Source organism: Pseudomonas sp. HMWF021 (assembly GCF_003061005.1).
Classification (GTDB): domain Bacteria; phylum Pseudomonadota; class Gammaproteobacteria; order Pseudomonadales; family Pseudomonadaceae; genus Aquipseudomonas.
The window spans coordinates 7,611-18,774 of record NZ_QAIK01000131.1 but is presented as its reverse complement, the minus strand read 5'-3'; the positions used below and the strand labels follow the sequence as shown (position 1 = coordinate 18,774).

The 11,164-nt window shown below is 56.8% G+C and carries 10 protein-coding genes and 5 tRNA genes; 4 read left to right on the top strand and 11 right to left on the bottom strand.

Annotated features, from left to right (window positions below; translation table 11 throughout):
* Nucleotides 1–268: 268 nt before the first annotated feature.
* Nucleotides 269–345, bottom strand: a tRNA-Arg gene (locus DBR18_RS18055).
* 296 nt (nucleotides 346–641) lie between these two features.
* On the opposite strand from DBR18_RS18055, the gene DBR18_RS18050 reads away from it, so the two are divergent.
* Together DBR18_RS18050 and DBR18_RS18045 are read left to right on the top strand one after the other, a co-directional pair.
* Nucleotides 642–875, top strand: a complete 234-nt coding sequence (locus DBR18_RS18050; protein ID WP_108591322.1) for a hypothetical protein — start codon at nucleotides 642–644, stop codon at nucleotides 873–875.
* A 20-nt stretch (nucleotides 876–895) separates the two neighbouring features.
* Nucleotides 896–1,075: a PA3371 family protein gene (locus tag DBR18_RS18045; protein WP_108591321.1), complete on the top strand. Its 180-nt coding sequence runs from the start codon at nucleotides 896–898 to the stop codon at nucleotides 1,073–1,075.
* On the opposite strand, the gene phnN is transcribed toward DBR18_RS18045, so the two are convergent.
* Nucleotides 1,050–1,619, bottom strand: coding sequence for a phosphonate metabolism protein/1,5-bisphosphokinase (PRPP-forming) PhnN (gene phnN / locus DBR18_RS18040; protein ID WP_108591320.1), 570 nt, complete (start codon nucleotides 1,617–1,619; stop codon nucleotides 1,050–1,052). The genes DBR18_RS18045 and phnN overlap by 26 nt on opposite strands.
* 389 nt (nucleotides 1,620–2,008) lie before the next feature.
* On the opposite strand from phnN, the gene DBR18_RS18030 reads away from it, so the two are divergent.
* Nucleotides 2,009–2,335 (top strand): Arc family DNA-binding protein, encoded by a 327-nt coding sequence (locus DBR18_RS18030; protein ID WP_003178899.1) that lies wholly within the window; start codon nucleotides 2,009–2,011, stop codon nucleotides 2,333–2,335.
* Nucleotides 2,336–2,583: 248 nt separating this feature from the next.
* Here DBR18_RS18030 and mgtE read toward each other — a convergent pair whose 3' ends face one another.
* Nucleotides 2,584–4,026: a magnesium transporter gene (gene mgtE, locus DBR18_RS18025; protein ID WP_108591318.1), complete on the bottom strand. Its 1,443-nt coding sequence runs from the start codon at nucleotides 4,024–4,026 to the stop codon at nucleotides 2,584–2,586.
* A 321-nt stretch (nucleotides 4,027–4,347) separates the two neighbouring features.
* Here mgtE and DBR18_RS18020 point away from each other — a divergent pair, with 321 nt between their 5' ends.
* Nucleotides 4,348–4,866, top strand: a complete 519-nt coding sequence (locus DBR18_RS18020) for a cell envelope protein SmpA (protein ID WP_108591317.1) — start codon at nucleotides 4,348–4,350, stop codon at nucleotides 4,864–4,866.
* Nucleotides 4,867–4,885: 19 nt separating this feature from the next.
* On the opposite strand, the gene DBR18_RS18015 is transcribed toward DBR18_RS18020, so the two are convergent.
* From DBR18_RS18015 to ltaE, 8 genes are all read right to left on the bottom strand, one after another.
* Nucleotides 4,886–4,962, bottom strand: a tRNA-Arg gene (locus DBR18_RS18015).
* 72 nt (nucleotides 4,963–5,034) lie between these two features.
* Nucleotides 5,035–5,111: transfer RNA gene (locus DBR18_RS18010), tRNA-Arg, on the bottom strand.
* A 71-nt stretch (nucleotides 5,112–5,182) separates the two neighbouring features.
* A tRNA-Arg gene (locus DBR18_RS18005) sits at nucleotides 5,183–5,259 on the bottom strand.
* A 108-nt stretch (nucleotides 5,260–5,367) separates the two neighbouring features.
* Nucleotides 5,368–5,458, bottom strand: a tRNA-Ser gene (locus DBR18_RS18000).
* A gap of 62 nt (nucleotides 5,459–5,520) precedes the next feature.
* Complete coding sequence (gene csrA / locus DBR18_RS17995) at nucleotides 5,521–5,709, bottom strand: carbon storage regulator CsrA (protein ID WP_002554426.1); 189 nt, start codon at nucleotides 5,707–5,709, stop codon at nucleotides 5,521–5,523.
* A 188-nt stretch (nucleotides 5,710–5,897) separates the two neighbouring features.
* On the bottom strand, nucleotides 5,898–7,139 hold the full coding sequence (locus DBR18_RS17990) for an aspartate kinase (protein WP_108591316.1): 1,242 nt from the start codon (nucleotides 7,137–7,139) through the stop codon (nucleotides 5,898–5,900).
* A 90-nt stretch (nucleotides 7,140–7,229) separates the two neighbouring features.
* Nucleotides 7,230–9,848 (bottom strand): alanine--tRNA ligase, encoded by a 2,619-nt coding sequence (gene alaS / locus DBR18_RS17985; RefSeq protein ID WP_108591315.1) that lies wholly within the window; start codon nucleotides 9,846–9,848, stop codon nucleotides 7,230–7,232.
* Nucleotides 9,849–9,994: 146 nt separating this feature from the next.
* Entirely contained in the window at nucleotides 9,995–10,999 is a 1,005-nt protein-coding gene (ltaE, locus tag DBR18_RS17980) for a low-specificity L-threonine aldolase (protein WP_108591314.1), read from the bottom strand.
* Nucleotides 11,000–11,164: the final 165 nt, after the last annotated feature.

Below are 11,164 nucleotides of genomic sequence, written 5' to 3'. Positions count from 1 at the left end.
CAAGTGATTATTTTCAGAAGTTTTCGAAGATTTCTTCAACAACTTCAACCACTTGCGCTTCCGATCTCTCGTTAGCGGGAGGCGAATTCTACAGCGTTGCACGCTGCTGTCAACACCTCTTTTCTAACTTCCTGATCAGAAACCCAATCCCCTGCAACAGAGACGGTTTCACCCTCCGTGCAGCCATATAGAAGAGGAACATCCGCTGCCCCAACCATCAAGCCCAAAAGGATGGAGTCGACATATAGAAAGGAGAAGCAGAAATAGATGGTGTCCCAGGGCAGGTTCGAACTGCCAACCTTCCCCTTAGGAGGGGGATGCTCTATCCAATTGAGCTACTGAGACAATCAGATGCCGCAGGCAGACGCACCGCGACAGACGGCGTGCATGTTAACGGCCAGCCCGTGATTTGTCATGTCGTCCGCTCTGCTTTTTCAGTGTAGGCACGCGCCTCGCTATGCCGTGGGATGATTTACCGTGCAATTTGCATCCTTGGAACCGAGACACTATTGCAGGTTGCAACCCCCGGTTCGCGCCTATTCTTCCCAAATGCTTGTTTTTAAAGGACTTAACAGCAGTTAGACTATTGGCACGCCAGCTGCTTTGTCTGTTTCCACAACAGAACAATCGGTGTACGCGCCATGAACAGCACTCTCCTGCTTGCAAACGCAATCGCATTGGCGGTTTTGGTTGGTTTTCATTTTGCTCCAGAGAGCGCTGAACCAGTGGCCCAGCGGATGCCACATTACTTGCAGGTGCAGAAAGCGCCGCAGTGGGCAGTTCTGAGTGATCAGAGCGGATTCAGCACGCAGGTGGTCAGTGAGCCAGAAGAGCAGGTACTGCCCGCGCACAAAACCGAACGCCTGGTTTTTTGAAACATTTTCAGGAGTACAGAATGTCCAGATCAGCCGCGGGATTTTTGATCCTCGCCTTATTGAGTGGCGTAGCGCATTTTTCGCTATTCGAAGAAACCGAAGTGACCCTGCCCCTGATCGGCTGCGGCGTGTTTGCGGTAATGTTTGTATTGGCCCTGGTGGCCGGCCGCAGGATCAAGTTTGATCCGGTACTGCGTTAAGCCGAATAAAATCGAGTAATTGCCTGACGGCTTGCGCAAGATCGACTGAGTTGTCGATCAGATGCACGGGCAGGTCAGTTGCCCTTCTATCCCTGAAGAGCGCATTGCGCGCGAGCCTTGCCTCAATTTGATCAGGCGCCTCTCGCCCCCGCTTAAGCAAGCGCTCACGCAAGACGTCATCCTTGACCGTCAACAAAATTGGCAACAATGTCGGATAACGCTCCAGCGCCTGACGCAAGTTGGCGCGCGAACCGTTCACCAATACGTGCCGCCCGGCATGCAGCCACTTGTCCATTTCTATCGGGATGCCGTATGCCAACCCATTAGCACGCCATGCGAGAGAAAAGTCACCAGCCAGCAGTTTTTGCTCGAACTCCTCAGGTGTTACGCCAATGGCATCCTCCCCCACTGACTCCGCTGATCGTGTGATGACCCGACGCATGACCTCACAATTCAGTTCACGCAAAGGAACGCGCGCAGCCTCGATCAGACTGTCCTTGCCGGAACCGGAAGGCCCCATAAGATAAATTAGCTTGCCATCCATCCTGAAAACGCCCTCCAGCGGGTGTTCGCCCCTAGTAAATCGGCAATTTGCCACTATCCTGTACACATATAGGGAGCAAGGATAGAACGCCGCATAGCATGCACGTCCTCAAGTCTTCGGACATTAACAGATGCGCATCAGGACGCGGGCAGTGATGCAGACAAGGCAAAGTTTCCAACCAGTCCGCATTTCTGATAATTGGTGCTGGCATTACGCCTTTACCCAGCTCAATATTTGTCACAGAATTGACGCCAATGATCTGGCAATTTTGAGGCATGATGCCGGCCTCTTAACAATTCAGGTTGAACCATTTGGCGGGGATGCTTGTCCTATCACACATCCTGCGGCCAATCCCGAGAACCGCTCCCCTGAACTAACCGGTTAAATATATGCGCCCATTGAAACAGGCAATTTATTCCAGCCGTACGGCTGACAAGTTCGTCGTACGTCTGCCAGACGGAATGCGTGAACGCATTGCCGAGGTGGCTCGCAATCATCATCGCAGCATGAACTCCGAGATCATTGCGCGCCTTGAGCAGAGTCTTATTCAGGAAGGCGCACTGGGCGAAGAATTGAGCATGCGCCTGGACAGTCCAGAGCTTTCGCTGCACGAGCGCGAGCTGCTGCAACGCTTCCGCCAACTGTCTCACCGTCAACAGAACGCTCTGGTGTCGCTGATTGCTCACGATGCAGAAATGGCCGCAGACGCGTCCTGAGTTACACCGAATATCTCAAGCCAGCATAAGTGCTGGCTTTTTTTTGCCCGGATTTTAATCACGACAACCCGAGGCGGACTTTGTGGTGAGGGGATTTATCCTCGACGGGTTAGGCAGCGACCCAGAAGAGGGCCTGCTGCGCAGTCAATCGGGGATAAATCCCCTCGCCACAGATAAATACACAAGCAAAGATAAATACACAGGCACAAAAAAACCCGCCAATTGGCGGGCTTTTACATGGCGGCGAATCAGAGCAGGAAGATTGTTGCCAACCCCAGAAAGATAAAGAAGCCACCGCTGTCGGTCATGGCCGTGATCATCACGCTGGCACCCATGGCCGGGTCGCGCCCCATCTTCGCTAGCGTCATCGGGATCAGCACCCCCATCAGCGCCGCAAGCAGCAGATTGAGCGTCATCGCTGCCGTCATCACCACACCCAGGGACCAACTGCCATAGAGCAGGTAAGCGACCACGCCGATCACCCCACCCCAGACCAGACCGTTGATCAACGCCACCGCCAGTTCCTTGCGCATCAGGCGTGAGGTATTACCGGTGCTCACCTGGTCAAGCGCCATGGCACGCACGATCATGGTGATCGTCTGATTGCCGGAGTTACCGCCAATACCCGCCACAATCGGCATCAGCGCCGCCAGCGCCACCAGCTTCTCGATCGAGCCTTCGAAAAGACCGATCACCCGCGAAGCGACAAATGCCGTGATCAGGTTGATCGCCAGCCACGCCCAGCGGTTACGCAAAGATTTCCAGACGGAGGCGAAGATATCTTCCTCTTCACGCAGACCCGCCATGTTGAGGACTTCGCTTTCGCTCTCCTCACGAATCAGGTCGACCATTTCGTCGATGGTCAGACGGCCGATCAGCTTGCCGTTCTTGTCGACGACAGGCGCGGAGATCAAGTCATAACGCTCGAACGCCTGAGCAGCGTCATAGGCATCTTCGTCGGGATGGAAACTTACCGGATCGCTGGCCATGACTTCAGCCACCTGCTTGTCCGGATCATTGACCAGTAGACGCTTGATCGGCAGTACGCCCTTGAGTACGCCATCGTAATCAACAACGAATAGCTTGTCGGTATGACCTGGCAATTCTTTCAGGCGACGCAGGTAACGCAAGACCACTTCAAGACTGACATCCTCACGGATGGTCACCATCTCGAAGTCCATCAGCGCACCAACCTGCTCCTCGTCATAGGACAGGGCCGAACGCACGCGCTCGCGTTGTTGCTGATCGAGCGTCTCCATCAATTCATGGACAACGTCTCGCGGCAGCTCGGAGGCCAGGTCAGCGAGTTCGTCGGCGTCCATGTCCTTGGCCGCAGCCAGGAGCTCGTGATCGTCCATGTCGGCGATCAGCGTTTCACGAACCGAATCGGATACTTCGAGAAGAATGTCGCCGTCGCGATCAGCCTTGACCAGTTGCCAGAGCGTCAGACGATCGTCCAGCGGCAAGGCTTCGAGGATGTAGGCAACGTCAGCGGAGTGCAGATCATCGAGTTTGCGCTGCAGTTCGACGAGGTTTTGCCGGTGAACCAGGTTTTCAACCCGGTCCTGGTGCGCGCCTTCCTGGCGATGAGTCAGGTCTTCGACGACCTTCTGGCGCTGCAGCAGCTCAACGACCTGAGCCAGACGATCCTGCAGGCTTTCCTGTGTTTTCTTTACTTCGATTTCGGACATAGGCGAACTCCACTCCCAGCAGCGGGGCACGCCGGAAGGATCAATCAGTCAATTCATGATTGGTGAAACGGGCTAACGAGCAACTACTGGGTAAGTCCATGGAGGTTTTCCATAAGCCCCGGCGGGGCTGACGGGCGCAATGATACACCGCCTGACGGTTTTAAACGTTAAAAAATCGCGGTCGAAACAAGCGCTTGCGAAACAAATCTGAGTTCTGTCCTGACCCGTGCTGATGCGACGACTCATCTTGAAAAGAAAACACACCACGGGTGAAAAATGTAGCGACTACCCTTGAGCGTAGACCGTCATGGAGGACGTCGAATGCTATCCAGAACATCCCGTTTTGTAGTCGTCAGTCTGCTTTGCCTGCCGCCCGCAGAGGCTGCCACTACTCTTCATCGCTGCGAAGCGCCCGACGGTGGCATCACCTTCACCAGTATGAGTTGCGCGGGCGATGAACAGCTTTCAGTGCAGCAGGTTCACCCCTACTCGCCCGGATCCGTCGTACCGATCATGCCGGAACACAACCACGAGGAAATATCCGGAATGACAATCAAGGGACGTGAACCAGGCATTGTTGGCAGCCAGGAGGACAAATGCGGAAACCTGATCGATGCCAGGCAGCGACGCGAAGCAATCATCAATCAGCGAGTGATTGCCGGCATGAGCCAACAGGATGTCGAAAGCGCGCTCGGCAAACCGGACAAGGTGAATATTCGAACGTCGACGACGAGCTACCGGTACGACCTGAAACGAGGCCGCAGCGCTCAAGTGGATTTTGATGAGAGAGGATGCGTGAAAGGAAAAACCAAATCCCGGACAGCAAAAAGCCCGCGTTAAACGCGGGCTTTCCGGTGTATGGTGCACTCGACAGGATTCGAACCTGTGACCGCTCGGTTCGTAGCCGAGTACTCTATCCAGCTGAGCTACGAGTGCATTTTGTGTTTTTAAACCAGACCACAACTGGCTGAAGCCAAGTTACCTGCATTGCTGCAACCAACTCTTAAATGGTGCACTCGACAGGATTCGAACCTGTGACCGCTCGGTTCGTAGCCGAGTACTCTATCCAGCTGAGCTACGAGTGCATTTGTGTTTTTAAACCAGACCACAACTGGCTGAAGCTGAGCTGCTTATATCGCTACAAACAACTCTTAAATGGTGCACTCGACAGGATTCGAACCTGTGACCGCTCGGTTCGTAGCCGAGTACTCTATCCAGCTGAGCTACGAGTGCATTTTGTTGCGCCGCATTATAGCCCGTTTAATCTCTATTCCAACCACTTTTTCTAATAAATTCAATAACTTACAGAAAAAGCCAGATTACAACGTACTAAGCAAATAATGGCGGAGAACGGGGGATTCGAACCCCCGACACCCTTTTGAGGTGTACTCCCTTAGCAGGGGAGCGCCTTCGGCCACTCGGCCAGCTCTCCGCAACACGGGGCGTATATTAACCAGCTTCTTCCCCGTTTGCAAACATAAAAATCGATAAAAATTAATGGCTTGGTTCTTCGTCCTTCTCTTTCTTTATACGCAGGTAAATTTCCTCACGGTGCACGGCAACCTCTTTCGGGGCGTTGACGCCGATACGCACTTGATTTCCTTTGACGCCGAGCACGGTCACGGTGATTTCGCCATCACCGATAATCAGGCTTTCTGCGCACCGACGAGTCAGAATCAGCATACCTTTCTCCTCACGCATTTCTTTTCAGGAACAACAGTCTGCAAAAAAAAGGCACCCGACCTACAACCGGAGCGATCGTAGCCCTACATGCCTGAGTATTGACCAGCGCGAGCAAAAGAACAGTTCAGGGGCTCGCGCCATTCAAAAAATAAAGGGCGCGGTCAGACCGCGCCCTTCAAGTGACCGGATTACTCGCCCTGACGGGCTGGAGCGTCCAGTTCGAAAGCCGTGTGCAGGGCGCGCACGGCCAGTTCCAGGTACTTCTCTTCGATCACCACGGAAACCTTGATTTCCGAAGTCGAGATCATCTGGATGTTGATGCTTTCTTTCGCCAGGGATTCGAACATGCGGCTGGCCACGCCTGCGTGGGAACGCATGCCGACGCCGACGATCGAGACCTTGGCAATCTTGGTGTCGCCGACCACTTCCCGGGCACCGATCTCGCGAGCGGTATTTTCCAGCACATTCTGTGCAGCCTGGTAGTCGTTGCGGTGCACGGTGAAAGTGAAGTCGGTGGTGTTATCGTGCGCAACGTTCTGCACGATCATGTCGACTTCGATGTTCGCGGCACTGATCGGGCCGAGAATCTTGAACGCCACGCCCGGGGTGTCTGGCACGCCACGGATGGTCAGCTTGGCTTCATCGCGGTTGAAAGCGATGCCGGAAATGATCGGCTGTTCCATGGTTTCCTCTTCATCAATAGTAATGAGGGTGCCCGGACCCTCCTTGAAGCTGTGCAGTACGCGCAGCGGAACGTTGTACTTGCCGGCGAATTCCACCGCACGGATCTGCAGCACCTTGGAACCGAGGCTGGCCATTTCCAGCATCTCTTCGAAGGTGATCTTGTCCAGACGCTGAGCGACCGGCACCACACGCGGGTCAGTGGTGTAGACACCATCGACGTCGGTGTAGATCTGGCACTCATCAGCCTTCAATGCAGCCGCCAGTGCCACGCCCGTTGTATCGGAACCGCCACGGCCGAGGGTGGTGATGTTGCCGTGCTCGTCGACGCCCTGGAAACCGGCGACAACCACCACGCGACCTGCTTTCAGATCACCACGAATCTTCTGGTCATCAATCTGCAAGATACGCGCTTTATTGTGCGCACTGTCCGTCAGGATCCGCACCTGATTACCGGTGTAAGACACCGCCGGCACACCGCGCTTGATCAGCGCCATGGCCAACAGCGCAATCGTCACCTGCTCACCGGTGGAAACGATCACGTCCAGTTCACGGGGAACCGGTTGCACGTCTCCACTGATTTGCTTGGCCAGATCGATCAGACGGTTGGTTTCGCCGCTCATTGCAGACAGCACAACCACCAGGTCATCGCCGGCATCGCGGAATTTCTTAACCTTGTCGGCGACCTGCTCGATTCTCTCGACAGTGCCGACCGAGGTGCCTCCAAATTTCTGTACGATCAAAGCCATTTCAAAGCCGCCTCTGCCCATGAAGGGCGCCCAATAATCACTCGAACAGCCGCCGGGCCCGCCACTAGACTGCGGGCCCGGCGGGCCGTCTTATAAACCCTGCTCGACGAATGGAACGGTCAGCGCCAGTGCGCCATCCAGTGCGCCGGCGTCGACACCGCCGCCCTGCGCCATGTCCGGACGACCACCGCCCTTCCCGCCCACTGCCGCAGCAGCCTGTTTCATCAAATCACCGGCTTTGAGTTGGCCAGTCAGGTCCTTGGTTACACCTGCAACCAGTACGACCTTTTCCTCATGGACACTGCCGAGCAGGATCACTGCGCGGCCGAGTTTGTTTTTCAGCTGATCGACCAGCGCCAGCAGCGCCTTGCCGTCCTGACCATCCAGACGTGCGGCCAGAACCTTCACGCCCTTGACGTCGACTGCCGAGTTCGACAGATCGTCGCCCGCTGCACTGGCGGCCTTGGCCTGCAACTGCTCGAGTTGCTTTTCCAGCGCGCGGTTGCGCTCCAGCACGGCCGACAGCTTGTCGATCAGATTGTCGCGGCTGCCCTTGACCAGGTTGGCCGCTTCCTTGAGTTGTTCTTCCGCGGCGTTCAAGTAGGCCAGTGCCGCAGCACCGGTGACTGCCTCGATACGACGCACGCCCGATGCCACACCGCCCTCGCTGATGATTTTCAGCAGGCCGATGTCGCCGGTACGGTTGGCGTGGATACCGCCACACAGCTCGACGGAGAAATCGCCGCCCATGCTCAGCACGCGCACGTTGTCGCCGTACTTCTCGCCGAACAGCGCCATCGCGCCTTTCTGCTTGGCGGTTTCGATGTCGGTTTCTTCGGTTTCAACTGCGGAGTTCTTGCGGATCTCGGCGTTGACGATATCTTCCAGCGCCTTGATCTGCTCAGGCTTGATCGCTTCAAAGTGGCTGAAGTCGAAGCGCAGACGCTGGCTGTCCACCAACGAACCTTTCTGTTGAACGTGCTCGCCCAACACCTGACGCAATGCAGCGTGCAGCAAGTGGGTGGCCGAGTGGTTCAGCGAGGTCGCGTGACGCACTTCGGCATCCACATGCGTTTCCACCGGTGCGCCAATGGTCAGGCTGCCGGAATCCAGCACGCCGTGGTGCAGGAAGGCGCCGCCAGTCTTGGTGGTGTCACGGACGTCGAAACGTGCGTTGCCCGCCTGGAGGAAACCGCAGTCGCCGATCTGGCCGCCGGATTCAGCGTAGAACGGCGTCTGGTTCAGCACGATCACCGCCTCTTCGCCTTCATTCAAGACGTCGACCGACTGGCCATCTTTATAGATGGCGACGATTTTTGCCGAACCACTGGTGTCTTTGTAACCGGTGAACTCGGTGGCTACATCAACCTTGACCAGGGTGTTGTAGTCCAGACCGAACGAGCTGGCGGAACGCGCACGCACCCGCTGGGCTTCCATTTCACGCTCGAAACCAACCTCGTCGACGGTCAGACCGCGCTCGCGAGCGATGTCTGCCGTAAGGTCCATCGGGAAACCGTAGGTGTCGTAGAGTTTGAACACCACGTCGCCCGGCACCACGGTGCCTTTGAGTTCCAGCAGATCCTGCTCGAGGATCTTCAGGCCGTGCTCCAGAGTCTTGGAGAACTGCTCTTCTTCGGCCTTGAGTACGCGCTCGATGTTGCTCTGCTGCGACTTCAGTTCCGGGAAGGCTTCGCCCATCTCGGCGACCAGCGCCGCGACGATCTTGTAAAAGAAGCTGCCCGTAGCGCCCAGCTTGTTGCCGTGACGGCAGGCGCGACGAATGATCCGGCGCAGCACGTAGCCGCGACCCTCGTTGGACGGCAGTACACCGTCAGCGATCAGGAAACCGCACGAACGAATGTGGTCGGACACCACTTTAAGCGATGACTGATCGCCGTTTTCGCAACCGATGGCTTCGGCCGAAGCCTTCAGCAGGTTCTTGAACAGGTCGATGTCGTAGTTGGAATTGACGTGCTGCATCACCGCACTGATCCGCTCCAGGCCCATGCCGGTGTCGACCGACGGCGCTGGCAACGGATGCAACACGCCATCGGCGGTGCGGTTGAACTGCATGAACACGTTGTTCCAGATCTCGATGTAACGGTCGCCGTCTTCTTCCGGCGAACCCGGTGGGCCGCCCCAGATGTGGTCGCCGTGATCGTAGAAAATCTCGGTGCACGGGCCGCACGGGCCGGTATCGCCCATGGTCCAGAAGTTGTCGGACGCGTAAGGCGCGCCCTTGTTGTCGCCGATACGGATCATGCGCTCGACCGGCACGCCGATTTCTTTGGTCCAGATGTCATACGCTTCGTCGTCGGAGGCGTAAACAGTGACCCAGAGTTTTTCCTTCGGCAGTTTCAAAACGCCGGTCAGGAAGGTCCAGGCGAAGGTAATCGCGTCGTGCTTGAAATAGTCACCGAAGCTGAAGTTACCGAGCATCTCGAAAAATGTGTGGTGACGAGCGGTATAACCGACGTTTTCCAGGTCGCTGTTCTTGCCACCGGCACGCACGCACTTCTGGCTGCTGGTTGCGCGGGTGTACGCGCGCTTTTCCTGGCCCAGGAAGCAGTCCTTGAACTGGTTCATCCCCGCGTTGGTGAACAGCAGGGTTGGGTCGTTGCCCGGAATCAAAGAGCTGGAGGCTACACGGGTGTGGCCTTGCTCTTCGAAGAAGCGAAGGAAGGCTTCACGGATTTCTGCGCTTTTCATTAGGTTCTTCCACGGAGGCTGCGGCCAAAGGCCTGTACGAAACGTCAACAGACGAAACGACGGCAAAGGGCCGCATTATATCGGCCCTTCGCGCGGGGTACAGCGTGTTTATACGATAGTAACGGTCAATTGGACGGCTAACGCTGTCACTTGCGCGAAAACTCGACGAATGTCGCGATCACTTGCTCGATTTGCGAGCGATTGACATCCATGTGCGTGACCAGGCGCAGGCGCGCCGCGGCGCTCAACTTGATCCCGCGTTCGGCGGCAAACGCCTTGAGCGCTTCAGCCTGATCGCCCATTTGCACGTAAACCATGTTGGTCTGCACCGGCTCGACGCTGTACCCGGCCTCGCGCAGGCCTTCGGCCAGATATTGCGCGTTGGCGTGGTCATCTGCCAGGCGTTCGATGTGGTGCTCCAGCGCATACAGCCCCGCCGCTGCCAGCAACCCGGCCTGACGCATGCCGCCACCGACCATTTTGCGCAGGCGACGGGCCTTGCCGATCAGTTGCTCAGTGCCACACAGCACCGAACCGACCGGCGCGCCAAGGCCTTTGGACAGGCATACCGACACCGAATCGAAATGTTGCGTGATCTCGCGGGCATCCACCCCAAGCCTGACCGCCGCGTTGTACAACCGCGCGCCATCCAGATGCAGCGCCAGACCGTGGTCTTGCGTAAATTGGCGCGCGCGGGCCAGATAATCCAGCGGCAGCACTTTGCCCTGCATGGTGTTTTCCAGCGCCAGCAAACGGGTGCGGGCGAAGTGAAAGTCATCGGGCTTGATCGCTGCCGCGACCTGATCCAGATCCAGCGAACCGTCGGCCTGCAACTCCAGCGGTTGCGGCTGGATCGAACCGAGCACCGCCGCGCCACCGCCCTCGTACTTATAGGTGTGCGCCTGCTGGCCGACGATGTATTCGTCGCCCCGTTCGCAGTGCGCCATCAGGCCCAGCAGATTGCTCATGGTGCCGGTCGGGACGAACAGCGCGGCGGCGAAACCCAGGCGCTTTGCCAGTTCCGCCTCCAGACGATTGACCGTCGGATCTTCGCCGTACACGTCGTCACCGGTGGCCGCCGCAGTCATCGCGTCGAGCATGGCAGGAGTCGGTTGGGTGACGGTGTCGCTGCGAAGATCGATAACGCTCATGAACCTGGCCTCGGAGTCTGCAGGGGAAATCCCTTCTGGAAGATGAATTACTGCGGTCATGGCGCCGATTAATCAACCCTTGAGTGAGAAAAAGCACATTACTTATTGGAAGGACGCAACCCAATGTGGGAGCGGGCTTGCTCGCGAAGGCGGTGTGTCAAGCAA

What these genes read in the sequence shown, in the direction of transcription:
- DBR18_RS18030 (WP_003178899.1), top strand. Translation starts at nt 2,009, where the DNA reads ATGCGCCCATTGAAACAGGCAATTTATTCCAGCCGTACGGCTGACAAG.
- mgtE (WP_108591318.1), bottom strand. Translation starts at nt 4,026, where the DNA reads ATGTCCGAAATCGAAGTAAAGAAAACACAGGAAAGCCTGCAGGATCGT.
- DBR18_RS17990 (WP_108591316.1), bottom strand. Translation starts at nt 7,139, where the DNA reads ATGGCTTTGATCGTACAGAAATTTGGAGGCACCTCGGTCGGCACTGTC.
- alaS (WP_108591315.1), bottom strand. Translation starts at nt 9,848, where the DNA reads ATGAAAAGCGCAGAAATCCGTGAAGCCTTCCTTCGCTTCTTCGAAGAG.
- ltaE (WP_108591314.1), bottom strand. Translation starts at nt 10,999, where the DNA reads ATGAGCGTTATCGATCTTCGCAGCGACACCGTCACCCAACCGACTCCT.
- phnN (WP_108591320.1), bottom strand. Translation starts at nt 1,619, where the DNA reads ATGGATGGCAAGCTAATTTATCTTATGGGGCCTTCCGGTTCCGGCAAG.
- DBR18_RS18045 (WP_108591321.1), top strand. Translation starts at nt 896, where the DNA reads ATGTCCAGATCAGCCGCGGGATTTTTGATCCTCGCCTTATTGAGTGGC.
- csrA (WP_002554426.1), bottom strand. Translation starts at nt 5,709, where the DNA reads ATGCTGATTCTGACTCGTCGGTGCGCAGAAAGCCTGATTATCGGTGAT.
- DBR18_RS18050 (WP_108591322.1), top strand. Translation starts at nt 642, where the DNA reads ATGAACAGCACTCTCCTGCTTGCAAACGCAATCGCATTGGCGGTTTTG.
- DBR18_RS18020 (WP_108591317.1), top strand. Translation starts at nt 4,348, where the DNA reads ATGCTATCCAGAACATCCCGTTTTGTAGTCGTCAGTCTGCTTTGCCTG.